The organism is Pseudomonas sp. NFACC08-1, assembly GCF_900106735.1.
GTDB classification, from domain to species: Bacteria; Pseudomonadota; Gammaproteobacteria; order Pseudomonadales; family Pseudomonadaceae; genus Aquipseudomonas; species Aquipseudomonas fluorescens_Q.
The window spans coordinates 744,769-770,556 of the sequence record NZ_FNNL01000001.1 but is presented as its reverse complement, the minus strand read 5'-3'; the positions used below and the strand labels follow the sequence as shown (position 1 = coordinate 770,556).

The window sequence follows — 25,788 nt, the reverse complement described above, 5'->3', positions numbered from 1 at the left end:
CCGTTCAACCTCCTCAAGCGAGATCTCCATCATCGCCAGCCCCAGCCTCTCCCGACTGTTTCTTGAACTGTTCTGGCAACTCGGCATCCTGCTGGTGCCGGCTTTTTTCGTCACGATATTGCCTCCCCCATTGGCTTTGCTGGCGGTGTTGTTCTTCGGCCTGCTGATGGGGTTTGCCGCACGATTCGGTTTTCTGTCGGCCGGGCGAGTCTGTGGCAGGTTGATCGTCGGCGCCGTGTTCGGCCTGGGTTTCAGTGTGGGTCGGGCCTTGCCTGAGTGGTGGGGCATCCTGGCGGCCATCGCCAGCATCGGCGGCGGGCTGGCGTGTGTCAGTGCCTGGGAGCGGCGCCTGGGTTTGACGTCCGTTTCCGGCAAAGGCGCCAGTGCTTGGGGTGGAAGCGAGCCGCAATTGACGCCTGAAGGCGAGCCGATCCGAGTGTTCAACCACAGTGAAATCGCCATGGGTGGCCCCACTTATTGTGACTATCTGTTCCCCGACGGCGTGCTCCTGCAAGGCCTTGGCTCTTCGTCAATGTTCTCCCGCGACGGGCGCTACTTTGCGGCAACCGTACCGTCCCGGCAGAACTGGGGGCTGGTCGTCCTCGACCGTCAACAGCGCCAGGTGTACCGCTGTGCCGACAGCGAACTCTGGGAGTTGGACGCTTTTGATCTCGGCGTGTTGAGCGGGCGCCATAGCCCGCTTGTGGACGACAGCGTTCGCGAAATCCGACTGGATGAGCTGTTCCAGACGGCCAGCGTTACCCAATTGGTCCCCTTCGCCGATCTATGGCTGGACTCCGAGTGGCATCCTGAGCAGGTTCAACCTACCTTCGAGCGGCGTTCCGCAGACGGCCAGCACTGCCTGTGGGGCGAGATTGCCTTGCCCGCGACATTTCGCGACCTGGCCCAGCCGCTGGAACCGCTGGCTTCACCGCGCTACGCCATCAGCGTCAACGGGCAACCGGCCGGCCTGTTGATGGCGGCCGATGCGCCGTTGGTATGGAGCAGCGATCAACGCGCCCTGGTGTGTCTGGCCCAGGAACAAACCCCTCATGCAGACGGCGACCAGTATTGGCTGTGGCAGCTGGACCTGGGCTGGCGCGCCCTGCCCTCGCCTTGGGTGAAGAGCGAAACAGAACCGTCCTTCTATTGGCACGAGTTGCTGGGTCTCGACGCAAGCCATGTGCAGATCGGCTCGTACCTTGACTATCCGCGACCGGGCTCCGGGCGTTATGGCTACCGCTTGGACAGCATCCACGGCGATACCGAGACCCAGATCGGTCACGACGCCCAAGGTCGCGTGCAGGTTGGCGAATTTGCGCTGACCCGCATGACCATCGCCATGCCGTTGGACAGCCAAGGCCAGCGCGGTGACTCGTACATCGAGACGCAGCCGATGCAGGACGGGGTGCGCGCGCGGTTGACCTGGCTTGGCGATAATCCCGATGGGCTGGGCGGTTATCGCTGTCAGATCGGCGACTGGCAATTACCTGGCCGCTGGTTGTTGGATCATCGGGTCTCCGATTGCGGGCGTTACCTGGCCCTGCTGCCCTTCGACGGTGCCACGACGGTCGCAACCCACGGGGTGGTCGCCGATCTGAAGGAACGACAGCTGCTGCAGGGGCCCGCGATGTGGGTCGCCCGCCTGCTCGATTTCCGCGCCGGCCGGCTGAGCCTGGCAGTGGTTGCCGGACGTCTTGATCAAGACCTGGAGAGCAGCGCACTGCAACGCTTCAACATCCCCGCGCCGCAGAGCGATAGCGTCCCTTCGTTCTTTCAATCCGACGAACAATCCCGGCTGTTCTACAACACCGTGGAGCTGCAGGTGAGCGATACACACCTGCACAGCGTTGCCCCTTGGCGCCTGGTGGATTGTCCGCAAGTGGCCAACGCCGACGGTGACTTCATCCAGCCTGCCCCCGACCATCAGGATGCCGCCTGGCTGTTCGGCAGCGAAACGGAATATGCCGACAGTTGGGTGCGTGCACAGGCGCCCCGGCTCGGAGGCCATTTGCTGACAGCCTCAGGCTGCGCGTTGGTTGATCTGGCACCGTCGATGATCTGGTCGACGGATAGCCGTTACCTGGCCCTGACCTGCATGGCAACCGATGTGACAGAACAGTGTGGCAGTTATCGAGGCTGGCAATTGCTGCTCCTGGATGTCCAGGAACACACGTTGCGGGTGCATCCGCAGTGGCTGGGCAATCGGCCGCTGTTTGAAAGCTTCGACGACGAACAGCTGCATGTACGGTGTTTCGAGCGCGATTGGGAAGCAGAGGACAATGACGACCCAGGTTCGGTACAGTCATTGCCTTTGACCCTTTTGCTGCAAGCGCCCGCTGAACAGCTGGTGTGCCAGGACGGTTTCTGGCTCAGGTCTTCGCAAGTACACCTGGCCCCTGCCTGGCGAGCGCTGACCTTACCCGCCATTGGCTATTTCGAACGCGAGAGCCTGTAACATGCTCGCCACCGATGCCCCCGCCGGAGCCCACCTTGCCTGACACCCGCCCTCCCGTCCTCGACGAAATCGACCGCCAACTGATCGCGGCCCTGCAAATCAATGCCCGGGAAAGCGTCGCCATGCTGGCCCGGCAGCTGGGTATCGCCCGGACAACCGTAACTTCACGCTTGGCGCGCCTGGAAAAGACCAAGGTGATTACCGGATATGGCGTGCGCCTGGGCCAACGGGTGATTGACGGCGGCTTGCAGGCTTACGTCGGCATCAAGGTCCAGCCGCGTTCCGGCAAGGACGTGCTGCGACGCTTGAGCGCCATGGCCCAGGTACAGCAACTGTGCGCGGTCAGCGGTGAGTTCGACTATGTCGCCTGGTTGCGCACGGACTCGCCGGAACAGCTGGACCAGTTGCTGGACCAGATCGGCAGCGTGGACGGCGTGGAAAAGACCACCACCTCGATCATCCTCAGCAGCAAGATCGATCGAGGCCAGCCAGTCTAAGCCCTGCGTACTTGACCTGTGGGAGCGAGCTTGCTTGCAATGGCGGTCTGTCAGTCCATGAAAGCGCTGACTGAACCGACGCTATCGCGAGCAGGCTCGCTCCCACTGGGAACAACGTAAGTTACGGTGTTGGATGGGAGAAATTTTCGATCCTGACCTGCCCCTCCGGGAAGGTCGCGATAATCTCCAATTCCCCCCCCATGGCCCGGATGTAGTTGCGCAATGTGCTGATGTACATGTCTGTACGGCGCTCCATTTTCGAGACTGCCGCCTGGTTGATATGCAGTGCCTTGGCCAAGGCCTCCTGGCTCAACTCCTGTGCCTGACGCAACTCGTGCAACGGCATTTCTGCACGCAACTGCTGATACAGAGCCTGTGCACGCGCCTGGGAGTCAGGCGAACGACGCGCCATCAAATCGGAAAATTTCTTAGCCATGGTCAATGCCCTCTCTCTCCAATACTTCCAAATGCTCGTCATAGAGGCGTTCGGCCAAAGGCACATATTGCTGATACCAACGGTCCTGGCCGGTCTTGTCTCCCCCGATCAGCAGGATGGCGCAGCGTCGTGGATCAAACGCATAGAGCACACGATAAGGCCTACCTGCATGTTGCACCCGTAACTCACGAAGGTTGCCATGACGCGAACCTTTGATATCACTGGTGTGAGGAAAGCCCAGATACGGCCCGGTATCGCCGAGCAGCATCACCGAAACCTGTACCGAGTCCTGCTCTGACTCACTGAGACGGTCCCACCACAACTCAAATTCGTCAGTGTATTCAACGTCCCATTTCATACAAATATGCCACCCAGGATATATAACCTCAAGGGAATAACCATAGGAGTTTCGGCGGGTATCTGTTGCTGTTGATCGCGCAGACAATTGTTAGGGCGCGTTTCTGTGGGAGCGAGCTCGCGATGGCGTTAATTCACTCAGCACCTTCATGGACTGACGCACCGCTATCGCGAGCAAGCTCGCCCCCACAGTGGACAGATTTCGTCATTATGATTTATGAACAGATCAAAATGACTGCCATATGCTCAAAACGACGACATATTGTGTCTTATTAACGTGTTCCACCCTCCCTAGAATGGCTGGCATCTTTCCTATACTCAGACGCGAACACCGCGTCGAGTCGCCCATCAAGGTCAGCCATGAACAAGAACAATCGCCACCCAGCAGACGGTAAGAAGCCCATCACCATTTTCGGGCCGGACTTTCCTTTCGCCTTTGACGACTGGATCGAGCATCCGGCTGGCCTGGGCAGCATACCCGCCCACAACCACGGTACCGAAGTGGCGATTGTCGGGGCCGGGATCGCCGGCCTGGTGGCGGCGTACGAGCTGATGAAGCTGGGTCTCAAACCCGTGGTCTACGAGGCGTCGAAGATGGGTGGGCGCCTGCGCTCACAAGCGTTCAATGGTGCCGAAGGGGTGATCGCCGAGCTGGGCGGCATGCGTTTTCCGGTGTCCTCCACCGCGTTCTACCATTACGTCGACAAGCTGGGCCTGGAGACCAAACCATTCCCCAACCCGCTGACCCCCGCGTCCGGCAGCACGGTCATCGACCTGGAAGGCCAGACCTACTACGCACAGAAACTGGCGGACCTTCCCGCACTGTTCCAGGAAGTCGCCGACGCCTGGGCCGATGCGCTGGAGGATGGCTCGCGCTTCGGCGACATCCAGCAGGCGATCCGCGACCGCGACGTGCCACGCCTCAAGGCGCTGTGGAACACCTTGGTGCCACTGTGGGACGACCGCACCTTCTACGACTTCGTCGCCACCTCCAAGGCCTTCGCCAAGCTCTCTTTCCAGCACCGCGAAGTGTTCGGCCAGGTCGGTTTCGGCACCGGCGGCTGGGATTCGGACTTCCCCAATTCGATGCTGGAAATCTTCCGGGTCGTGATGACCAACTGCGACGACCACCAGCACCTGGTGGTCGGCGGCGTCGAGCAGGTGCCCCACGGCATCTGGAACCACGTGCCGGAACGCTGCGCGCACTGGCCGCAAGGGACCAGCCTGAATTCGCTGCACCTGGGTGCCCCACGCAGCGGTGTGAAGCGCATTGCCCGTGCGGCTGATGGCCGATTCAGCGTGACCGACGTCTGGGACAACACCCGCGAGTACGCCGCTGTGCTGGTCACCTGCCAGAGTTGGCTGCTGACCACCCAGATCGAATGCGAAGAAGCGCTGTTCTCGCAAAAAATGTGGATGGCCCTGGACCGCACCCGCTACATGCAATCGTCGAAGACCTTCGTGATGGTCGACCGGCCATTCTGGAAGGACCAGGACCCCGAGACCGGCCGCGACCTGATGAGCATGACCCTGACCGACCGCCTTACCCGTGGCACCTACCTGTTCGACAACGGGGACGACAAGCCAGGGGTGATTTGCCTATCGTATTCCTGGATGAGCGACGCGCTGAAAATGCTCCCGCACCCGGTGGAAAAACGCGTGAAGCTGGCCCTCGATGCCCTGAAGAAAATCTATCCCAAGGTGGACATCGCCGCGCGGATCATCGGCGATCCGATTACCGTGTCCTGGGAAGCCGACCCGCATTTCCTCGGTGCGTTCAAAGGCGCCCTGCCCGGCCACTATCGCTACAACCAACGCATGTATGCGCATTTCATGCAGGACGACATGCCGGCCGAACAACGCGGGATCTTTATCGCCGGTGATGACGTCTCATGGACACCGGCCTGGGTCGAAGGCGCGGTACAGACCTCACTCAATGCCGTGTGGGGGATCATGAAGCACTTCGGCGGTGAAACTCACGCCGAGAACCCGGGTCCTGGTGATGTGTTCCACGAGATCGGTCCGATCGCCCTGCCCGAATAAAAGGAGTTTTCGATGCGCGTAGCCCTCTACCAATGCCCACCGCTGCCACTGGATCCGGCCGGCAACCTGCACCGCCTGCACCAGGTGGCGCTGGAAGCCAGGGGCGCCGATGTGCTGGTGCTGCCGGAGATGTTCATGACCGGCTACAACATCGGCGTCGACGCGGTGAATGTATTGGCCGAGGTCTACAACGGCGAGTGGGCGCAACAGATCGCCCGCATTGCCAAGGCCGCCGGCCTGGCGATTGTCTACGGCTACCCTGAGCGCGGCGAAGACGGGCAGATCTACAACGCCGTGCAACTGATCGACGCCCAGGGTGAGCGCCTGGCCAACTACCGCAAGAGCCACCTGTTCGGCGACCTCGATCACGCCATGTTCAGCGCCGGCGACGCCGCATTGCCCATCGTGGAGCTCAATGGCTGGAAGCTTGGCCTCCTGGTCTGCTACGACCTGGAATTTCCGGAAAATGCCCGACGCCTGGCCCTGGCCGGCGCCGAGCTGATCCTGGTGCCGACCGCCAACATGCAACCTTACGAGTTCATCGCCGACGTCACCGTGCGGGCCCGGGCCATCGAGAACCAGTGTTTCGTGGCGTACGCCAATTACTGCGGCCACGAAGGTGAATTGCAGTATTGTGGCCAAAGCAGTATCGCCGCGCCGAATGGCCGCCGCCCGGCGCTTGCAGGGCTGGATGAGGCCTTGATCGTCGCAGAACTGGATCGACAACTGATGGACGACTCCCGCGCGGCCTACAACTACCTGCACGATCGCCGCCCTGAGCTTTACGACGACCTGCACAAACACTGATTGAGGATTGAGAACGCGGCCTAATCCGCTAGCATGAGCGCATCTTTGTTCTGGAAGCGCTCATGCCGGCCCCCGACTCCCTCCGCCCCCACACTGAAACCCTGGCCAACGGCTTGCGGGTGACACTGCGTCACGTCCCAGGCCTCAAGCGCAGCGCTGCAGTACTGAGAGTCGCGGCTGGCAGCCATGACGCGCCCCTGGCCTGGCCGGGATTGGCGCACTTGCTCGAGCATCTGTTCTTCCTCGGCACCGAGCGTTTTCCCGCTGGGGAGAACCTGATGGCCTACGTGCAGCGCCATGGCGGCCAGGTCAATGCACGCACCAGCGAACGCACCACGGATTTTTTCTTCGAATTGCCACCCGCAACCTTCGCCGAGGGACTGGAACGGCTGGGGGACATGCTCACTCACCCACGCCTGGATGAGGCCGATCAGTTGCGCGAACGAGAAGTGCTGCACGCCGAGTTCATCGCCTGGTCCCAGGATGCAGCAGCCCAGCGGCAGCTTGCCCTGCACGACGGCCTGTCGGCGACCCATCCGCTGCGGGGTTTTCATGCCGGCAATCGCGACAGCCTCGCGGTGGCGCAAAGCGAATTCCAAAGCGCCTTGCACGACTTCTATCGCCGCTTTTACCAGAGCGGCCAGATGACCTTGAGCCTGGCCGGCCCGGAAAGCATCGACGCCTTGAAAGCGCTGGCTGAACAGTTCGGCAGCCACCTACCTGGCGGTGAAGCGCTTGCCAGGCCGGCACCACCAAGTTTGATGGCATCGTCCCCGACAAGTTATCAACAGGCCCGCGAGGGTTGCCTTGATCTGCTGTTCGCCTTCGAAGATTTACCGGCCGCCTCGCCTCAAGCCCTGGACTTTCTCTGTATGTGGCTGAACTCCAGCAAACCGGGCGGCTTGCTCGCCACGTTGCGTCAGCGCGGCCTGGCTGACAGCCTCAAGGCCACCGCGCTGTATGAGTTTGCCGGGCAGGCGCTGCTGCACATCGAATTCAAGCACGCCAATGCTCCGGCATCGGCGCAAATCCAGCCGTTGCTGCACGACTGGCTGGGCTTCTTTGCCGCCCAGGACGACTGGGCGCCGTTGCGCCAGGAGTTCACCGCACTGTTGCAGCGCCGGCAGGAGACAGGATCGGCCTTGCAGGTGGCCCGCTGGGACGGTGAAGGACGTGACGGGCCGCTGTTGGCAAACGACCTCGTGAGGCTCAGGGAAATCCTCAAGCAACTGCACCCCGCCGATAACGTCGTGGAACCCTGGCAACTGCCCGCACCCAATCCGTTCCTGCAAACGCCAAGCGAAGCGCCCCGCGCCGGGCTGATACGCGGCCAGACCAGCGCCCACCGCGGCTTGCGAACCTTCGCCCAGGACCGCTCCCGGGGGCGTCGGGAACGCTCACCCATGCAGTTCAGCCAGGCGCTGCCAGACAACGGTCGTGAAGGCGCGGTGTACCTGCGCTGGCAACTGACGACCCAGACACCACTGGACTTTCAATCCAGGCTCGACCGGCACCTGCAGGATGTGCGAGAGGATGCTCGCCAGGCCGGCGTGGATGTCAGCTTCCAGTCCTCCGGTAATCAATGGCTACTGAAACTGGTTGGCTTACAGGCGCCGATACCGTTGGTGCTCGAACACGTTCTGACGAAGCTTGCGCAACCGCTGCCAATGGCCCTGGCCAGTCAGGAACCCCCGCCGATGCCGATTCGGCATCTGTTGAAGGCGCTGCCAGATCACTGCCACCCCAACCGCCAAGCGTCAGCGTTGCCAATGCCCGACAGCGACCAAAGCGTGTGGACAACGGCCCGATGGGACGGGCTGTGCATCGGCCTGTCGGCGGCCACCCAAGGGCCGTTGGGCCCTGCGTTGGCCCGAGTGCCGGGCATTGCCGGCGATGAAGCCAGCCTGGCGCCGGCACCTCGCGGGCAACGCCTCTGGCATACGCTCCAGACTCACGGCGAAGAACCGGCCGTGTTGCTGTTTTGCCCGACAGCCACCCCGACGCTGGCCGACGAAGCCGCCTGGCGATTGCTGGCACAGCTGTGTCAGACGCCGTTCTATCAGCGCCTGCGCGTCGAGTTGCAGTTGGGCTATGCGGTGTTCAGTGGGTTGAAGCAGATCGACGGGCAAACCGGGATATTGTTCGGCGTCCAATCGCCCAGCCTTTCGGCGACGCAACTGAGCGCCCACATCGAACAGTTCCTGGCCGGGTTACCGACGTTGCTCCAGCAACTCGATGATGTTTCCCTGACCGGCCAGCAGCAGGCGCTTGCCGCCCAACTCCAGAGCACCGCCCTGCCCTGCGCCCAGGCCGCCGAGCTGCTCTGGCAGGGCAAGCTGGCCGGCCACCCGTCGGATTATCTTGAACAACTCTCCGCTGCCATCGTGTACCTGGATCGCACGCAGCTACAAAGAGCCGCCCAACGTCTGATCGAGGCTGAAGGGGGATGGTATTGCCTGAGCAACGGAGCCTGTCCGGGAGAGCGCTGGCAAGCGCCGCAGTGATCATTGCAGCGGCCGTAATGAGCTTTCTTCGAGAATCGCGGCGAACGATCTGTCAGATTTAGTAACATAGCCGCCTAAGCATCTGAACATCTCCGCGCGGAGGTGGACTATATGTATAGGTCTCAACCGTTCCAACTAACGAAAGCATCCCAACCAAAGGAGTATTCCCATGTCCTGGTCCAAACCCGCATATATCGACCTGCGTATCGGTTTCGAAGTCACCATGTACTTCGCCAGCCGTTGAATGCTGCAGGCGGTTAAGCACGCAGCACTACGCCTCGGCCAGCCGAGGCGTTTTTATTTCGGTTTGCAGATGGAGCAGCCATGTTCGTCCAGATTCTAGGTTCTGCCGCCGGTGGCGGTTTCCCCCAGTGGAACTGCAACTGCGCCAATTGCGCAGGTTTTCGCGACGGCAGCCTGCGGGCCCAGGCGCGCACCCAATCGTCCATCGCCCTGTCCGATGACGGTGTGAACTGGGTGCTGTGCAACGCCTCCCCGGACATTCGCGCCCAGCTCCAGGCGTTCGCCCCGATGCAGCCGGGCCGGGCCCTGCGCGACACCGGCATTGGCGCGATCATCCTGATGGACAGCCAGATCGACCACACCACCGGCCTGCTCAGCCTGCGCGAAGGGTGCCCGCACCAGGTCTGGTGCACCGACATGGTCCATGAAGACCTGAGCACAGGCTTTCCGCTGTTCAACATGCTGACCCACTGGAACGGCGGGTTGAGCTGGAACCGTATCGAACTCGACCAATCGTTCACCATCCCGGCCTGCCCGAACCTGCGCTTCACCCCGCTGCCCCTGCGCAGCGCCGCACCGCCCTATTCACCGCACCGCTTCGACCCGCACCCGGGCGACAATATCGGGCTGATCGTCGAAGACCTTCGCACGGGAGGCAAACTGTTCTATGCCCCGGGCCTGGGCAAGGTCGACGAGTCGTTGCTGGAGATCATGGCCGGCAGCGATTGTCTGCTGGTGGACGGTACGATGTGGGACGACGATGAAATGCAGCGCCGTGGCGTCGGCACCCGCACTGGCCGGGAAATGGGCCACCTGGCACAGAATGGGCCCGGCGGGATGCTGGAAGTGCTGGAGCGACTGCCCAATCAGCGCAAGATCCTTATTCATATCAACAACACCAACCCGATCCTCGATGAAGACTCCGTCGAACGGGCCGAGCTGGTGCGGCGCAATGTCGAAGTGTCTTACGACGGCATGAGTATTGAACTGTAGGAGCAACGGAAATGACTGACACCCCCCTGTCCCCCGCCGAGTTCGAAGCTGCCCTGCGTGCCAAGGGCGCGTATTACCACATCCATCACCCCTATCACGTGGCGATGTATGAGGGCCGCGCGACTCGCGAGCAGATCCAGGGCTGGGTCGCGAACCGTTTTTACTATCAGGTCAACATCCCGCTCAAGGATGCCGCAATCCTGGCCAATTGCCCGGACCGGGAGATCCGCCGTGAGTGGATCCAGCGCCTGCTCGATCATGACGGCGCGCCCGGCGAAGACGGCGGTATCGAAGCCTGGCTGCGGCTGGGCCAGGCGGTGGGCCTGGACCCCGATCAACTGCGCTCCCAGGAATTGGTGCTGCCAGGTGTGCGTTTCGCCGTGGACGCCTACGTCAACTTCGCCCGGCGGGCCTGCTGGCAGGAAGCCGCCAGCAGCTCGCTGACCGAACTGTTCGCCCCGCAGATCCACCAGTCGCGCCTGGACAGCTGGCCGCAGCATTACCCGTGGATCGACCCAGCCGGCTATCAATACTTCCGCACCCGCCTGGGCCAGGCCCGGCGTGACGTGGAGCATGGCCTGGCGATCACCTTGCAGCACTACACCACCCGCGCAGGGCAAGAGCGAATGCTGGAGATTCTCCAGTTCAAACTGGACATCCTCTGGAGCATGCTCGACGCCATGAGCATGGCCTATGAATTGAACCGCCCGCCCTACCACAGCGTGACCGACCAACGGGTTTGGCACAAAGGAATTACCTTATGAGTTTTAACCGCAGCCAAACCCCACGCTGGCGCCCTGGCTATCGCTTCCAGTACGAACCGGCACAGAAAGGCCATGTGCTGCTCTATCCTGAAGGCATGATCAAGCTGAACGACAGCGCTGCGCTGATCGGCGGGCTGATCGACGGTGAACGGGATGTCGCGGCCATCGTCGGCGAGTTGGCGAAGCAGTTTCCCGACGTGCCGGAACTCGGTGACGACATCGAGCAATTCATGGAGGTCGCCCGTGCACAGCACTGGATCGAACTTGTCTGAGACCAACGGGCTGCCGCCCAAGCCTGAAGTCGGCCTGCCGCTGTGGCTGCTGGCCGAGCTGACCTACCGTTGCCCGCTGCAATGCCCATATTGCTCCAACCCGCTGGACTTCGCCGAACAGGGCCAGGAGTTGAGCACCGAGCAATGGTTCAAGGTCTTTCGCGAAGCCCGCGAGATGGGCGCCGCGCAGCTGGGCTTTTCCGGCGGCGAGCCGTTGGTGCGCCAGGACCTGGCCGAGTTGATCGGCGAGGCGCGCCGGCTGGGTTTCTATACCAACCTGATCACTTCCGGCATCGGCCTGACCGAGCAGAAAATCAGCGACTTCAAGAAGGCCGGCCTCGACCATATCCAGATCAGTTTCCAGGCCAGCGACGAGCAGGTGAACAACCTCCTGGCCGGCTCGAAGAAAGCCTTCGCGCAAAAACTGGAAATGGCCCGGGCGGTGAAAGCCCACGGCTACCCGATGGTGCTGAACTTCGTGACCCATCGGCACAACATCGACAAGATCGATCGCATCATCGAACTGTGCATCGCTCTGGAGGCCGACTTCGTCGAGCTTGCCACGTGCCAGTTCTATGGCTGGGCGCAGCTCAACCGCGTCGGCCTGCTGCCCACTCGGGAACAACTGGTGCGTGCCGAGCGTGTCACCAACGAATACCGCGCCAAGCTGGAAGCGCAAGGCAATCCGTGCAAGCTGATCTTCGTCACGCCGGACTACTACGAAGAACGCCCCAAGGGCTGCATGAACGGCTGGGGCAGCATTTTCCTCACCGTCACGCCGGACGGCACGGCATTGCCCTGTCACGGTGCCCGCCAGTTGCCGGTGCAATTTCCCAACGTGCGCGACCACAGCATGCAGCACATCTGGTACGACTCATTCGGCTTCAACCGCTTCCGCGGTTATGACTGGATGCCCGAACCGTGCCGCTCCTGCGATGAAAAAGAAAAGGACTTCGGCGGCTGCCGCTGCCAGGCGTTCATGCTCACCGGCGACGCCAGCAACGCCGACCCGGTGTGCAGCAAATCCGAACATCACGGGGTGATCCTGCAGGCGCGTGAAGACGCCGAGCACGCCACGCAAACCATCGAACAATTGGCCTTTCGCAATGAACGAAACTCGCGCCTCATCGCCAAAGGCTGAGCCTTTCAGCGCCGCCCAGGCCGTTGCCGCCGGCACCGACTTCGCCGAACTGCAGCTCGGGCCTTTGGGCCTGTTCTGGAATGAATACCGCCCCGCAGACGGTGCCTGCCGGATCTGGCATTGGCAAGACGCCATGCCCCGCTGCCTGACACCGGACGGGTTCAGCGCGCGCAGCCGGGTCTATGAATACGGCGGTGGATCATTCTGCCTGAGCCATTACGGTGTGCTGTTCGTCAATGAGGCCGACCAGCAGCTGTACCACCAATCCCTGAACGACGAACGCCCCATAGCGCTGACCTCGGGTGACTGCCGTTATGGGGATCTGAGCTTCGCCGACGGCCAGGTACTGGCGGTGGAAGAACGGGCCAACCAGCATCGCCTGGTGTCGATCGGGCTGGTGGATCATCAGCGACACCTGCTGGCCGAAGGTGCGGATTTCTACGCGTCACCCACCGTGAGCCCGGACGGCCAGCGGCTCGCCTGGATTGAATGGAGCCGCCCGCATCAACCCTGGACCGCAACGCGCTTGATGCTGGCCGAGCGCAACACCGCGGGTTGGGGTGCGCCGCGCTGTGTCGCGGGCAACGGTGAAGAAGAGTCCATCCAGCAACCGCGCTTCGATGCGGCCAGTCGTCTTTATTGCCTGACTGATCGCGGGGGTTACTGGCAGCCTTGGGTGGAGTCGGCCCAGGGCCTGGAACCGCTGCCTGCCGCCCAAGCCGATCACGCCCCAGCGCCGTGGCAACTGGGTGGTTGCACCTGGCTGCCGCTGGGCGAACACACGTACCTGGCCAGCTGGACCGAAGCGGGTTTCGGGCGCCTGGGTCTATGCCACGGTGACGATGTCGAAGAAGACTTCACCGGCCCCTACACCCGCTTTCGCAGCCTGGTGCTGGATGAACGGTTCATCTACGCCGTTGCAGCCTCGCCGACCCGGCCATCGGCGGTCATTGCCATTGAGCGGCACAGCCACGAAGTGGCCGTGCTGGCCGGCGGCGTCACGCCCTTGCCTATCGAACAGATCAGCCGTCCTCGAACCCTGCGCTATCCATCCGCGTCAGGCGAGGCCCACGGGTTCTTCTACCCGGCCATGAACGCACCCGCAAAGCCACCATTGGTGGTGTTCATTCATGGCGGACCCACCTCGGCCTGTTATCCCCTGTTCGACCCGCGTATCCAGTATTGGACCCAGCGTGGCTTTGCCGTCGCCGATCTCAACTACCGCGGCAGCAGCGGCTATGGCCGGGCCTATCGGCAGGCGTTGCATTTGAATTGGGGCGTGGTGGATGTCGAGGACGCCTGCGCGGTGGTCGCGTATCTGGACGAACAAGGCCTGATCGATGGCCGACGCGCGTTCATTCGAGGCGGCAGTGCCGGTGGCTACACGACGCTCTGCGCCCTGGCATTCCATGATGTATTCCGCGCCGGCGCCAGCCTCTATGGCGTGAGCGATCCTGTCGCCCTGGCCCGTGCTACGCACAAGTTCGAAGGTGATTACCTGGACTGGCTGATCGGCGATCCGCAACAAGACGTCGAGCGTTACCGCGCCCGTACCCCGCTGCTGCACGCCGGGAACATTCGCGTGCCGGTGATCTTTTTCCAGGGTGAACTGGACGCCGTGGTCGTGCCGCAGCAAACCCGCGTCATGGTCAACGCTTTACAGGCCAACGGCGTGGCGGTCGAGGCGCACTACTATCACGATGAACGCCACGGTTTTCGCAAGGCGGCGAACCAGGCTCATGCGCTGGAGCATGAGTGGTTGTTTTATCGCAGGGTGATCGATTGCGGTCTATGACAACGGCGCTCATTGTGGCGAGGGAGCTTGCTCCCGCTCGATTGCGCAGCAATCGCAAAAACATTGGGACCGCTGCGCGCTCCAGCGGGAGCAAGCTCCCTCGCCACAGATAAATCCCTCATGGCCTCAGCGCTTGGCGATGATGTACACCGCATGCACGATGCCAGGGATATAACCCAGCAGCGTCAGCAGGATATTCAGCCAGAAAGCCCCGCCAAAACCCACCTGCAGAAACACCCCCAATGGCGGCAGCAGGATGGCGATAATGATACGAATGAAATCCATGGATAACTCCCTGATCGACGATGGCCAAATTGCCATATAGCTCATTGACCCCAGGCCGCTCGCCAGGGTTCAGTGAAACGCAACCAGAAGCAGCCCCGATGGAGGACGCCTGCCAGGAACAAAAAAACGCAGGATCGAGTAGGAGGCGGATTTGCATCCGCCGTCCTCTCACACCACCGTACGTACGGTTCCGTATACGGCGGTTCAGGTTATGCAGATAAGCCGTTGATCGTGTCCAGTATCGAGACCAGTCCGAGTTGGTTCCACAGTTTCTTCGGCAGCGCCTGATTCATATGCGACGCCCCCGAGTTCCACCATGGGCCGCGGCCATTCGACGTTGACTTGCAGGCACGAGCTTCGCCAAGCCCCAAGCGCATTAAGTTGCGCGCCCTCGTCGAGGGCTGCTTCCATTGGCGCCAGATGGCACACCGAAGCTTACGTCGCACCCATCCGTCCAACTCCTCAAGTGGCTTCTTGCTCTGACTGAGCTTGAAGTAGCCCGCCCAGCCACGCAGCATCGGTCTTATCCGCTCAATGACCTTCGCCATCTCTTGGCCCCGTGCCCCGCGCAATAATTCCCTGAGCCGGTCGCGTAAGCGATCCAGACTCAGCGTTGCCACTTTCAACCTCGGTTGTCGATGCCGGCTCATCCCATAGCCCAGATAGTCACAGACCCACGGCCGTGCCACTCGGCTCTTTTCCCGATTCAGCGTTAGTTTCAGACGCAGGCTCAGGAAGCGCTCAACCCCGGCCAGCACTCGTTCGCCAGCACGGCGACTGCGCACATAAATGTTCGCATCATCGGCGTAACGCACGAAGCGATGGCCCCGTCGTTCCAACTCTCGGTCGAGTTCGTTGAGCAGGATGTTCGACAGCAACGGCGAGAGCGGGCCGCCTTGCGGCGTCCCCTCCTGTCGTCGGCTGACGATCCCACCCGACATGACCCCAGCCTCGAGATAGCGACGGATCAGCCTGAGCACTCGCTTGTCTTCGACTTGACGCTCGACGTAGGCCATCAATACATCGTGGCTGACCCGATCGAAGAACTTCTCCAAGTCGAGTTCCACACACCAGCGGTGACCCGCCGCCACGTGGGCGCGGGCTGTTTCGATGGCTTGATGAGCGCTTCTGCCCGGGCGAAAGCCGTAGCTGTAGTCCGAGAACAGGGGGTCGAAGATCGGCGTGAGCTGTTGCAGCAGGGCCTGTTGGATCAGACGGTCCACGACACAGGGGATACCCAACTGTCGTGTTCCACCTTTGGGTTTAGGGATTTCGACGGCGCGCACACCTTGCGGGTGGTACTCGCCGGCCAGCAACCGGGCCTTGAGGATCGGCCAATACTGTTTCGTGTAGTGCGCCAGTTGCTCCACCGTCATGCCATCGGCACCCGGTGCGCCCTTGTTGCTGACCACACGTTGATACGCACGTCTGAGGTTGGCGGGTGCAAGCACTCGCTCCATCAGCGTGTCCGGCTCCGCGTTCGTCCACGTCACAAACGCCGTCGATACCTGTGCGCTGTCAGCCGTCATCCTCGGATTCTGTCCAGGACTCGGAGTCACAGTCTTCTCTGGGAGAAATTTCTGCATTTCGGTATTCAACGAGACTCTGACGCCTACCGGCGGCACAACCTGTTCGGCCCTTGGTGACGCGGTTAACCGCCACTTACTACGGCTTCGGCTGACTTCTACACGTTCATCCCGTCGCCTCTCGACGCTCGGTAGCACACTGGCAAACGGGCAGATCTCCCAGGGTAATTCGCGCGACCTTCCTGCTTATGCCTGTCGGATCTACGTCACAGCGTTCCGTGCAAGTATTGGGCTTTGGCAATTTTGGCTACCTTACCCCGCTGCACCGCCTAATCCGCTTCCTGTTCGTCAGGCCAGCATTTTTGCCTCGGGCTTCCTTCAGATTCGCAGTCACCCGCGACACCCTTGCCTCTGGCTAACACTTCCCCTTGCCGGGTGTGTAGAGGACTTTCACCTCCAAGTCACCAGCGTGACCACCACAGCCAAGCTGGTTGCGCTTGCGCGCAACGCGCCATGCCTGGCGCACCAAAAGAAAACCCCGCCGAAGCGGGGCTTTGCAGACTGTTTCCCTGACATCCATTTCACTCCGCCTTCCTGGCAGAATCCTACGTGTCCGTGTTGTTACTTTTGCGCATCCTGCGCGGCGTCCATGTGAAGTAGATTAGCCTTGGATCCAACCTGCCGATAGAGGGAAAACGCCAGCACATTGTGTAAGCGTTTGCTTACACAATGTCAGTTTTTAGAACTGTCCGGGCTCCAGCAAGAACAGCGACTCGCTCCCTGCCTTCACCGAAGCACTCAAAGAGTGAATACGCGGTAGCAGACGGGCGAAATAGAACCGCGCCGTGCCCAATTTGCTCGCGTAGAAATCATCCTGGCCTTCTTTGCCCAAGGCCGCCCTGGCCATCAGAGCCCACATGTAGGCATACGCGGTGTAGCCAAACGCCTGGAGATACTCCACCGACGCCGCGCCGATTTCGTTCGGGTTGCTTTTCGCTCGGTCCAACAACCATTCGGTCAGCTCATCCAGCGTACCGACCGCATCGTTCAGCGGCTTGGTGAACTCCGCCAGGTCGCTGCTCGCAGTGGCAGTGAAGTGCCGGATTTCATCGGCAAACAACTTGTAGAACGCACCGCCGCTGCCGACGATCTTGCGCCCCACCAGGTCCAGCGCCTGGATACCGTTGGTGCCTTCGTAGATCTGGGTGATACGCACATCGCGCACCAGTTGCTCCTGGCCCCATTCACGAATGTAACCGTGGCCGCCGAACACCTGTTGACCATGGACTGTGGTTTCCAGGCCCAGGTCGGTCAGGAAGGCCTTCGCCACCGGTGTCAGCAACGCCACCAGGTCTTCGGCGCGCTTGCGCGTGACTGGATCTTCGCTGAACTTGGCGGTGTCCAGTTGCATCGCCACGTAGGTGGAAAATGCCCGGCCGCCTTCGTTCGAGGCTTTCATGGTCAGCAGCATCCGACGCACGTCGGGGTGGACGATGATCGGGTCGGCGACCTTGTCCTTGTTCTGCGCACCGGTTGGCGAACGACTTTGCAGGCGGTCACGGGCATATTCGATGGCGTTCTGGTAGGAACGCTCACCGGAGGCCAGGCCTTGGATACCGACGCCCAGACGTTCGTAGTTCATCATGGTGAACATCGCCGCCAGGCCCTTGTTCGGCTCGCCTACCAGATAACCCACGGCTTCGTCGAAGTTCATCACGCAGGTGGCGGATGCCTGGATGCCCATCTTGTGTTCGATCGAGCCGCAGTTGGCCGCGTTGCGCGCGCCCAGGCTGCCGTCGGCATTGACCATGAACTTGGGCACCAGGAACAGCGAGATGCCCTTGGGGCCTGCCGGCGCGTCCGGCAGTTTCGCCAGCACCAGGTGAATGATGTTCTCGGTGAGGTCGTGCTCACCGCCAGTGATGAAAATTTTCGTGCCGCTAACCTTGTAGGAACCGTCTGCCTGGGGTTCGGCCTTCGTGCGGATGATCCCCAGGTCCGTACCGGCATGAGGCTCGGTCAGGCACATGGAACCGGCCCAGACGCCGGCGTACATGTTCGGCAGGTACGCCGCTTTCAGTTCTTCACTGGCGTGGGCATTGATCGACAGGCAGGCGCCGGCGGTCAGCATCGGGTACAGGCCAAAGGACAGGCTGGCGGAGTTGACCATTTCCTCGACCTGGGCCGAAACGGCCTTGGGCATGCCCATGCCGCCGTACACCGGGTCACCGCCGACACCGACCCAACCGCCTTCAGCGTAAGTCTTGTAGGCCTGTGGAAAACCTGCCGGCGTGGTGACGGCGCCGTCGGCCCAGTGGCAACCTTCTTCGTCAGCGGCGCGGCTGAGGGGCGCGATGCTTTTGCTGGTGACTTTGCCGGCTTCTTCAAGGATCGCTTCGACCGTTTCGGCATCCACGGCATCGGCCAACGCCGGCAATTGGGCCCAGAGTTTCGCGACCTCAAACACTTCATTGAGGACGAAGCGCATATCGCGCAGGGGCGCTTTGTAGTCAGCCATGGCAAACCTCGCAGGATCTAAACAGTTGGTTCGAAAGAAAACGCTTTTTGCAGTGGCTTGAGTGTACCCCAACAACTTTTGAGACACATAGAGTCAACCTGTGACTGTTTTGTTATTTTTAGTCAACATGCAGGCTTGAATGTTGATGGTGGCGAGGGAGCTTGCTCCCGCTTGAGTGCGCAGCACTCACACAAAGGAGGGCTGCTACGCAGCCCAGCGGGAGCAAGCTCCCTCGCCACGGGTTCAGTCAGAGGGCAAACAACTCTGCAGGTAGCTTCATCAGGCAGTCGCTCCCGGCCTCGACCCCAGCCCGATGGGCGGTGGTACGCGGCAGCAGCCGCTTGAAGTAGAACTCGCAGGTCGCCAGTTTGGCCTGGCAGAAATCGCCGTCACCGTTGCCGCTGTCGAGTTGCGACTGAGCCACCAATGCCATGCGCAACCACAGGTAGGCCAGGATGATGTAACCGCTGTACATCAAATAATCCACGGAGGCGGCGCCGACTTCATCTGGATTCTTCATGGCGGCCATGCCAACCCGAGTGGTCAGCTCGCCCCACTGCTGGTTGAGCCCGTCGAGTTGCGCGACGTACGCCTTGAGCTGCGGGTGTTCGGCATTGGCCACGCAGAATTTATGGACGATTTTGGTGAAACCTCGCAACAATTTGCCCTGGCTGCCCAGCACCTTGCGTCCCAGCAGATCCAGGGCCTGGATTCCATTAGTGCCCTCGTAGATCGGCGCGATGCGGCAATCTCGCACCAACTGCTCCATGCCCCACTCACGAATGAAGCCGTGACCGCCAAACACTTGCATGCCGTGGTTGGTCACCTCCAGCCCGGTGTCGGTCATGAAGGCCTTGCAGATCGGCGTGAGGAACGCCAGCAGGTCCTCGGCCTCCTGGCGGGCGGTTTCGTCCGGGCTCAGGTGCGCGGTATCGAGCAATTGCGCGGTGAAATAGGTCAGCGCCCGATTGCCTTCGTTGAAGGCTTTCATGGTCAGCAGCATCCTGCGCACATCGGGATGGACGATGATCGGGTCGGCGACTTTTTCCGGCGCCTTGGGGCCGGTCAGCGCGCGCATCTGCAAACGGTCGTTGGCGTACCTGATGGCGCCCTGGAAGCTCGCCTCGCCCAGGCACAGGCCCTGCATGCCAGTGCCGAGCCGGGCGTGGTTCATCATGGTGAACATGCAATTGAGGCCCTTGTTCGGCTCGCCGATGAGGAACCCCTTGGCCTCATCGAAATTCAGCACACAGGTGGCCGATGCCTTGATGCCCATCTTGTGTTCAATCGAACCACAGGACACGCTATTGCGCGCCCCTGCCTCACCCCTGGCGTCGGGCAGGAACTTGGGCACGATGAACAGCGAGATGCCCTTGGTCCCGGCGGGAGCGTCCGGCAACTTGGCCAGCACCAGGTGGATGATGTTATCGCTCATGTCGTGTTCGCCGGCGGAAATGAAGATCTTGCTGCCGGAGATCGCATGGCTACCGTCGGCCTGGGGCACGGCGCGGGTCTTGATGATGCCCAGGTCGGTGCCGCAGTGGGCTTCGGTCAGGCACATGGTGCCAGTCCACTGGCCGGCGGTGAGTTTGCTCAGGTAGGTCTGTTTCTGTTCTGCCGTGCCGTGGGCATGAATCGCCGACATGGCGCCATGAGTCAGGCCCGGGTACATGCCCCAAGATGTGTTGCTGGAGCCGATCATCTCGCTGATGACCAGGCCCAGGGAGCTAGGCAAGCCCTGGCCGCCATACGCCGGGTCCGCCGCCAGCCCATGCCAGCCGCCCTCCACATACTGTGCGAAAGCCTGCTTGAAACCTGTCGGCGTCGTGACTACACCGTTGTCGAAATGGCAACCCTCTTCATCACCGGAGCGATTGAGCGGCGCCAGCACGTTCTCACAGAACCTGGCACCTTCCTCGAGGATCGCGCTGACCATGTCCGGGCTTGCGTCGCTGGCGCCCAGCTCGGCATAGCGACCATGGAAATCGAAGACGTGATCGATCAGAAAGCGCATGTCGCGCAGTGGGGCTTTGTACTCGGGCATGGTGGTTTTCTCCGGTAGCAGATCGTTTCAACCTACTGCCGGCCACCCAGGCCCACAATCACAGTCCAGACGCTGAATGCGCCGTCATCACTCAACCCGCGGCAGCCTCCATGCGCACCGCACCGCGGCGGTTCTGCCCGAAGGCAATCACACAGTTACGCCCCGCGCCCTTGGCGTTATAGAGCGCCTGGTCGGCGGACTTGAGCACTTCTTCAGGCGTGCGTTGCTCGAGGCGTTCCGCGACACCGATGCTGACCGTCACCGAGACACTGGACGCACCGGCACCGGAGCGACGCTGGCGGCCTTGCTGGTCGTCCTGGGGACGACTGTCAGGGTTGCGCAGTTGGATGGCGTACGTCTCGATGGACTGGCGAATGACTTCCAGATGGGGCATGCACTCGTCGATGGTCTTGCCTGCGAACACCAGGGCAAATTCCTCACCGCCGTAGCGATACGCCCTACCGCCACCGCCGATTTTCGACAATTTGCTGGCCACCAGGCGCAGGACCTGGTCACCCACATCGTGGCCGTGGGTGTCGTTGAATTTCTTGAAGTGGTCCACGTCACTCATCGCCAGCACATAATTGCGGCCCAGGCGCTGCATGCGTTCGTTCAGCGCCCGACGGCCCGGCAGGCCGGTGAGTTCATCACGGAAGGCCATTTGATAGGCCTCATGGGCGACCGCTGCCGCGATCATCAACATCACCTGGCTGCACATGATGTTCAAGGTGAACGGCAGGATGAAGGTTTTCGGCAACATCCAGAACAACCCCAGCACCCCCACCAATTGCGCAGCATGCAGTGGCCGGGGGTTGCGCCAATATTGCCAGGCCAGCAGCAGGAACGCGGCGGCGAACATCGGGTAAGACAATTGGATCAGGCTCATCCAGGCACCGTGCAACGCCGGCCAGCGGATCTCCGAAAGCCACAACAGCAAGGCCTGGGGGTAACTTTGCTCCAGGGCCAGCGCCACGCTGCCAAAGACCAGCAACACCGCGAACCGCGCCACCATGTCCTGGAACAGATGGGTGCGCTCCTGCCACGCGGCGAACAGCCCGAACAACAGCGGCAACAACAGGCAAACGAGATGGAACACCACCGCCGCGTCTTCGCGCACCTTGCCGTTATCGCGATAGAAGTCAGTCTGGGTGTCCAGCAGGAAATAGGCGATGTACACCGTGACCATCAGAAACAGCTCACGTTGACGTCGGTAGACCGCGCAATACGCCCCACCCAGCAACAACACCAGTGTCGGGAGCACGTTGAACAGCGAGGTGAAGAAAACGTTGAGATCCTTGACGTAGGCAGCCGCAAGCCCCGCCAGCAACAGCAGCAATGACGGCAGGAAATGGCTGAAACGTACAGCGGAAGAACGCGGCAAGGGTAAAGCTCCAACCCGGCTGATCAAAGATGGCATTGTGCCTGCAACTGGAGCAGTAAGGCACGCGAGATGTGACAGATGTCACACTGCCATCGCTGTAACGGCAGAGGTGACGGTTTTCTTAGGGTCGAGTTGGATGAATATTGTTTCAGGATCCTGGTTGCCCCTGTGTGCGAGCTTGCTCGCGATAGCGGTGTGTCAGCCATGAAGGTACTGACTGAACAAACGCCATCGCGAGCAAGCTCGCTCCCACAAGGGCCTGCGGTGAATACAAATTTGTGGCAGGCATGAAAAAGCCGCTGCTCCCGAAGAAGCAGCGGCTTTTGGAAGAAGCGCGTGAGGCTTAGTAGCCCAGCGCGAAATCCTCTTCCTTCATGTCCATCAGGTTGTTGGCGCCCGACAGCATGGTTGCCACGTGGGTACGGGTACGCGGCAGGATGCGCTGGAAGTAGAAGCGCGCGGTCTGCAGCTTGGCAGTGTAGAAGGCTTCTTCAGTGGTGCCGGCTGCGAGTTTTTCCGCCGCCAGGCGCGCCATGTCGGCCCAGAAATAGGCCAGGCAGGCGTAACCGGAGTACATCAGGTAGTCCACCGACGCGGCGCCGACTTCTTCGCGATCCTTCATGGCCGCCATGCCGACCTTCATGGTCAGCTCGCCCCATTCCTTGTTCAGCGCAGCCAGGGGTTCTACGAATTCCTTGACCGCTTCGTTGCCTTCGTTGCCCTGGCAGAACTTGTGGACGATCTTGGTGAAGCCCTTGAGTGCCTCGCCCTGAGTCATCAGCACTTTACGGCCCAGCAAGTCGAGTGCCTGTATGCCGGTGGTGCCTTCGTACAGCATCGAGATACGGCTGTCGCGAACGTTCTGCTCCATGCCCCACTCGGCAATGAAGCCGTGGCCGCCATAGATCTGCACGCCGTGGTTGGCCGATTCGAAACCGACTTCGGTCATGAAGGCCTTGGCGATCGGCGTCATGAACGCCAGCAGTGCATCGGCCTTTTTCTTCTCTTCTTCATCCACGCCGTACTTGACGATGTCGACCTGCTTGGCGGTGAAGTAGACCATCGCCCGGTTACCTTCGGCGAAGGCCTTCATGGTCAGCAGCATGCGCCGCACGTCAGGGTGGACGATGATCGGATCAGCGGCCTTGTCTGGCGCTTTCGGGCCGGTCAGGGAACGCATTTGCAGGCGGTCGCGAGCGTATTTCAGGCCGCCCTGGAAACCGATTTCGGCGTGGGCCAGGCCTTGCAGCGCGGTGCCCAGGCGTGCGGTGTTCATGAAGGTGAACATGCAGTTCAGGCCTTTGTTCGCCGGGCCGATCAGGTAACCGGTGGCCGCGTCGAAGTTCATCACGCAAGTGGCGTTGCCGTGGATGCCCATCTTGTGTTCCAAGGAACCGCAGCTCACCGCGTTGCGCTGGCCGATGGAGCCGTCGGCGTTAGGCAGGAACTTGGGAACGATGAACAGCGAAATGCCCTTGGTACCAGCCGGTGCGTCCGGCAGGCGCGCCAGCACGATGTGAACGATGTTGTCGGCCATGTCGTGTTCGCCGGCCGAAATGAATATCTTGGTGCCGGAAACCTTGTAGGAACCATCGGCCTGAGGCTCGGCCTTGGTGCGCAGCATGCCCAGGTCAGTGCCGCAGTGTGGTTCGGTCAGGCACATGGTGCCGGTCCATTCACCGGACACCAGCTTGGTCAGGTAAGCCTCTTGTTGCTCAGGCGTACCGTGCTCGGAAATGGTGTTCATCGCGCCATGGGACAGGCCCGGGTACATGCCCCACGACCAGTTGGCTTCACCGACCATCTCGCTGACTGCCAGGCCGAGGGATTCCGGCAGGCCTTGACCGCCATGCGCGACATCATGGGCCAGGCTTGGCCAGCCGCCTTCGACGAATTGCTTGTAGGCTTCCTTGAACCCGGTCGGGGTCTTCACACCGGACTCGCTCCAGGTGCAGCCTTCGAGGTCGCCCACGCGGTTCAGCGGCGCCAGCACCTGCTCACAAAACTTGGCGCCTTCTTCGAGAATGGCGTCAACCATGTCCGGAGTTGCGTCCTGGCAAGCCGGAAGGCTCTGATAATGCGCTTCGTAGCCAAGCAGTTCGTCACGAACGAAGCGAATATCACGCAAGGGGGCCTTGTAGTCAGGCATAGCGATAAACCTCTGCTGATGTAACCGGGAATGAACGACCGCGTGGATTTGTTGTAGCGATCAAACAGTTGTTTGAAACATACGTTTACGCCGAAATCTTGTCAAGCACCGATCCGTTACCACTCGTCCCTCGTCTTGAAATTGATCGCGCTTGGCGCGGACCAACGCCACGACTGTCAACCTTTACAGGTTCGGCTTTGCGAGAAAACTGGTGTACTGACTCCGAGGCACAGAACAGCGCCGTTTCGGTCCAGACTAGTTCCCAATGGAGGAAAGCACATGGCCACTCAATCCGCAGGAGACAGTTCGAATCGCATACCAGGCGAACTGGACCGGAAATTTGGTACAGATGGCTATATTCAATTCAATGAACGAGGTAGCGCCACCACGATTGCTCACGACAGGGAAGCCAAATTGGTCTTTGCCTTGCAACTCCAGGATCATTTTGCACTGACGCGCTACCTGCCTAACGGGACCAGGGACGAGGCGTTCCAGGAAATTGGTTGGAATTTCCGGGATGGCGACAAGAGCTGGCCGACACGCGTATTGCTGCAAGAGGATGAGAAAATCCTGCTCATCGGAGCTTCGTCAAAAAACAGCGAGTGGAACCCGGCGGCGGTGCGTTTTCTTGCAAATGGCGGTCATGACATCGTGTTCGGTCGTAGGAGCCTCCCTGGCCCCGTCAATGCAAACCATGGGTCGATATGGAATGACAAACTCGTAGATGGATGCCTGCAAAAAAATCAAAAAATATTGATCTGCGCCACTTACTTCCTTTTTCCTGACGAAGAAAAACCAGAAGCATCGCTTAGTCGCCTGTTTTGCCTGCAACCCAACGGGGAACTTGATACTGGCTTCGGCGCAGGCCGCGGCTTCATCGATATCCGATTCCATGACCACGCAAGCTTCGCCTGTAATGTGCAGGTACAAAGGGATAGCAAGATCATTGTGGCTGGCAGTTGGCGACGCCTGGACGAAACCCTGAGGACGCGAACCGTTGCTCGCTACATGCCGACAGGCGAATTGGACCTTAGCTTTGGTAATAACGGTTTCGCCGATATCGTTGTTGAAGGAGAGGCCGCGCAATTGCTGCCTGCAGAGCGCTTTAAGCCGGAGATCGTTACCCGCGTGCTGGTCCAGAATGACGACAAGATTCTCGTCGCCGGCTACGCCAACGCTCCAGACGACCTGCAAAGCGGCTTACTTGTCAGATTGGAAGCGAACGGTGAAATGGATGGAAGTTTCAATAACGGTGAACCGCTACTGATTTCTCGCACTTTAAACAAACTGAGCCACAACTCGATGACTCTGCAACTGGACGGCAGAATCGTGGTGGTAGGTACCGCCGTCTCGGCGGGTGTAAACCTGAGGCAGTACGAGCGCGTGACTCAGAGCGGACAGTTAGAGGGCTTCTTTTTGGCGCAAAGCCCCGGCGACTGTGCAGATGTGACAGTCCAACCCTTGGGGCGGGTTGTTATTGCAGGCAGCTCTGGAGTTGGTAGCGCAATTACCCCAACGATCTGGGGATACATCGGAAGCTCATGAGGCGGGATGGTATGCACTCAAATCGGCATG

Annotated in this window: 20 protein-coding genes; 12 read left to right on the top strand and 8 right to left on the bottom strand. The window is 60.9% G+C overall.

What is annotated here, in order from left to right; genetic code table 11:
• Window positions 1–118 precede the first annotated feature (118 nt).
• Window positions 119–2,458, top strand: coding sequence for a hypothetical protein (locus BLU76_RS03555; RefSeq protein WP_305882105.1), 2,340 nt, complete (start codon window positions 119–121; stop codon window positions 2,456–2,458).
• 35 nt (window positions 2,459–2,493) lie between these two features.
• The gene (locus tag BLU76_RS03550; RefSeq protein WP_060743121.1) at window positions 2,494–2,955 is read left to right on the top strand and encodes an Lrp/AsnC family transcriptional regulator; all 462 of its coding nucleotides are present in this window, start codon (window positions 2,494–2,496) and stop codon (window positions 2,953–2,955) included.
• Between the two features lie 121 nt (window positions 2,956–3,076).
• Here the strand turns inward: BLU76_RS03550 and BLU76_RS03545 are convergent, their stop codons facing one another.
• Window positions 3,077–3,391: an XRE family transcriptional regulator gene (locus tag BLU76_RS03545; protein ID WP_024616743.1), complete on the bottom strand. Its 315-nt coding sequence runs from the start codon at window positions 3,389–3,391 to the stop codon at window positions 3,077–3,079.
• Window positions 3,384–3,749, bottom strand: a complete 366-nt coding sequence (locus BLU76_RS03540) for a type II toxin-antitoxin system RelE/ParE family toxin (RefSeq protein ID WP_092221543.1) — start codon at window positions 3,747–3,749, stop codon at window positions 3,384–3,386. The genes BLU76_RS03545 and BLU76_RS03540 overlap by 8 nt, the downstream gene beginning before the upstream one ends.
• A 359-nt stretch (window positions 3,750–4,108) precedes the next feature.
• On the opposite strand from BLU76_RS03540, the gene BLU76_RS03535 reads away from it, so the two are divergent.
• The 9 genes from BLU76_RS03535 (at window position 4,109) to BLU76_RS03495 (ending at window position 14,310) form a co-directional block, all read left to right on the top strand.
• Window positions 4,109–5,791 (top strand): flavin monoamine oxidase family protein, encoded by a 1,683-nt coding sequence (locus BLU76_RS03535; RefSeq protein WP_092221541.1) that lies wholly within the window; start codon window positions 4,109–4,111, stop codon window positions 5,789–5,791.
• 12 nt (window positions 5,792–5,803) lie between these two features.
• The gene (locus BLU76_RS03530) at window positions 5,804–6,598 is read left to right on the top strand and encodes a carbon-nitrogen hydrolase family protein (RefSeq protein WP_092221539.1); all 795 of its coding nucleotides are present in this window, start codon (window positions 5,804–5,806) and stop codon (window positions 6,596–6,598) included.
• A 62-nt stretch (window positions 6,599–6,660) separates the two neighbouring features.
• Window positions 6,661–9,102 (top strand): pyrroloquinoline quinone biosynthesis protein PqqF, encoded by a 2,442-nt coding sequence (gene pqqF / locus BLU76_RS03525; protein WP_092221537.1) that lies wholly within the window; start codon window positions 6,661–6,663, stop codon window positions 9,100–9,102.
• Between the two features lie 169 nt (window positions 9,103–9,271).
• Window positions 9,272–9,346 (top strand): pyrroloquinoline quinone precursor peptide PqqA, encoded by a 75-nt coding sequence (gene pqqA, locus BLU76_RS03520; RefSeq protein WP_003177660.1) that lies wholly within the window; start codon window positions 9,272–9,274, stop codon window positions 9,344–9,346.
• Between the two features lie 80 nt (window positions 9,347–9,426).
• Window positions 9,427–10,338 carry a pyrroloquinoline quinone biosynthesis protein PqqB gene (pqqB, locus tag BLU76_RS03515; protein WP_092146387.1) on the top strand — a complete coding sequence of 304 codons (912 nt, stop codon included), beginning with the start codon at window positions 9,427–9,429 and terminating at the stop codon, window positions 10,336–10,338.
• 11 nt (window positions 10,339–10,349) lie between these two features.
• Window positions 10,350–11,102 (top strand): pyrroloquinoline-quinone synthase PqqC, encoded by a 753-nt coding sequence (pqqC, locus tag BLU76_RS03510; RefSeq protein ID WP_092146385.1) that lies wholly within the window; start codon window positions 10,350–10,352, stop codon window positions 11,100–11,102.
• Window positions 11,099–11,374 (top strand): pyrroloquinoline quinone biosynthesis peptide chaperone PqqD, encoded by a 276-nt coding sequence (gene pqqD, locus BLU76_RS03505; protein WP_063324089.1) that lies wholly within the window; start codon window positions 11,099–11,101, stop codon window positions 11,372–11,374. Before pqqC ends, pqqD begins: the two co-directional genes overlap by 4 nt.
• Complete coding sequence (gene pqqE, locus BLU76_RS03500; protein WP_092146383.1) at window positions 11,346–12,515, top strand: pyrroloquinoline quinone biosynthesis protein PqqE; 1,170 nt, start codon at window positions 11,346–11,348, stop codon at window positions 12,513–12,515. The genes pqqD and pqqE overlap by 29 nt, the downstream gene beginning before the upstream one ends.
• Window positions 12,481–14,310 carry a S9 family peptidase gene (locus BLU76_RS03495; protein WP_092146381.1) on the top strand — a complete coding sequence of 610 codons (1,830 nt, stop codon included), beginning with the start codon at window positions 12,481–12,483 and terminating at the stop codon, window positions 14,308–14,310. The genes pqqE and BLU76_RS03495 overlap by 35 nt, the downstream gene beginning before the upstream one ends.
• A 126-nt stretch (window positions 14,311–14,436) precedes the next feature.
• On the opposite strand, the gene BLU76_RS03490 is transcribed toward BLU76_RS03495, so the two are convergent.
• From BLU76_RS03490 to BLU76_RS03465, 6 genes are all read right to left on the bottom strand, one after another.
• Window positions 14,437–14,595, bottom strand: coding sequence for a YqaE/Pmp3 family membrane protein (locus BLU76_RS03490; protein ID WP_003177654.1), 159 nt, complete (start codon window positions 14,593–14,595; stop codon window positions 14,437–14,439).
• A gap of 209 nt (window positions 14,596–14,804) precedes the next feature.
• Complete coding sequence (ltrA, locus tag BLU76_RS03485) at window positions 14,805–16,220, bottom strand: group II intron reverse transcriptase/maturase (protein ID WP_092221535.1); 1,416 nt, start codon at window positions 16,218–16,220, stop codon at window positions 14,805–14,807.
• A gap of 640 nt (window positions 16,221–16,860) precedes the next feature.
• Window positions 16,861–18,639 (bottom strand): acyl-CoA dehydrogenase C-terminal domain-containing protein, encoded by a 1,779-nt coding sequence (locus BLU76_RS03480; RefSeq protein WP_092221533.1) that lies wholly within the window; start codon window positions 18,637–18,639, stop codon window positions 16,861–16,863.
• Window positions 18,640–18,886: 247 nt separating this feature from the next.
• Window positions 18,887–20,683 carry an acyl-CoA dehydrogenase C-terminal domain-containing protein gene (locus BLU76_RS03475; RefSeq protein ID WP_092221531.1) on the bottom strand — a complete coding sequence of 599 codons (1,797 nt, stop codon included), beginning with the start codon at window positions 20,681–20,683 and terminating at the stop codon, window positions 18,887–18,889.
• Window positions 20,684–20,774: 91 nt separating this feature from the next.
• Window positions 20,775–22,064, bottom strand: a complete 1,290-nt coding sequence (locus BLU76_RS03470; RefSeq protein WP_072342400.1) for a GGDEF domain-containing protein — start codon at window positions 22,062–22,064, stop codon at window positions 20,775–20,777.
• Window positions 22,065–22,407: 343 nt separating this feature from the next.
• Complete coding sequence (locus tag BLU76_RS03465; RefSeq protein ID WP_092146373.1) at window positions 22,408–24,213, bottom strand: phenylacyl-CoA dehydrogenase; 1,806 nt, start codon at window positions 24,211–24,213, stop codon at window positions 22,408–22,410.
• A gap of 279 nt (window positions 24,214–24,492) precedes the next feature.
• Between BLU76_RS03465 and BLU76_RS03460 the strand changes: the two genes are divergently transcribed.
• A complete protein-coding gene (locus BLU76_RS03460; RefSeq protein WP_092146371.1) occupies window positions 24,493–25,758 on the top strand; it encodes an NHL repeat-containing protein in 1,266 nt (421 codons plus the stop codon).
• Window positions 25,759–25,788 lie beyond the last annotated feature (30 nt).

What these genes read in the sequence shown, in the direction of transcription:
- BLU76_RS03460 (WP_092146371.1), top strand. Translation starts at nt 24,493, where the DNA reads ATGGCCACTCAATCCGCAGGAGACAGTTCGAATCGCATACCAGGCGAA.
- BLU76_RS03540 (WP_092221543.1), bottom strand. Translation starts at nt 3,749, where the DNA reads ATGAAATGGGACGTTGAATACACTGACGAATTTGAGTTGTGGTGGGAC.
- pqqF (WP_092221537.1), top strand. Translation starts at nt 6,661, where the DNA reads ATGCCGGCCCCCGACTCCCTCCGCCCCCACACTGAAACCCTGGCCAAC.
- pqqD (WP_063324089.1), top strand. Translation starts at nt 11,099, where the DNA reads ATGAGTTTTAACCGCAGCCAAACCCCACGCTGGCGCCCTGGCTATCGC.
- BLU76_RS03475 (WP_092221531.1), bottom strand. Translation starts at nt 20,683, where the DNA reads ATGCCCGAGTACAAAGCCCCACTGCGCGACATGCGCTTTCTGATCGAT.
- BLU76_RS03465 (WP_092146373.1), bottom strand. Translation starts at nt 24,213, where the DNA reads ATGCCTGACTACAAGGCCCCCTTGCGTGATATTCGCTTCGTTCGTGAC.
- BLU76_RS03530 (WP_092221539.1), top strand. Translation starts at nt 5,804, where the DNA reads ATGCGCGTAGCCCTCTACCAATGCCCACCGCTGCCACTGGATCCGGCC.
- BLU76_RS03545 (WP_024616743.1), bottom strand. Translation starts at nt 3,391, where the DNA reads ATGGCTAAGAAATTTTCCGATTTGATGGCGCGTCGTTCGCCTGACTCC.
- BLU76_RS03490 (WP_003177654.1), bottom strand. Translation starts at nt 14,595, where the DNA reads ATGGATTTCATTCGTATCATTATCGCCATCCTGCTGCCGCCATTGGGG.
- pqqC (WP_092146385.1), top strand. Translation starts at nt 10,350, where the DNA reads ATGACTGACACCCCCCTGTCCCCCGCCGAGTTCGAAGCTGCCCTGCGT.
- pqqB (WP_092146387.1), top strand. Translation starts at nt 9,427, where the DNA reads ATGTTCGTCCAGATTCTAGGTTCTGCCGCCGGTGGCGGTTTCCCCCAG.
- BLU76_RS03535 (WP_092221541.1), top strand. Translation starts at nt 4,109, where the DNA reads ATGAACAAGAACAATCGCCACCCAGCAGACGGTAAGAAGCCCATCACC.
- BLU76_RS03480 (WP_092221533.1), bottom strand. Translation starts at nt 18,639, where the DNA reads ATGGCTGACTACAAAGCGCCCCTGCGCGATATGCGCTTCGTCCTCAAT.
- BLU76_RS03495 (WP_092146381.1), top strand. Translation starts at nt 12,481, where the DNA reads ATGAACGAAACTCGCGCCTCATCGCCAAAGGCTGAGCCTTTCAGCGCC.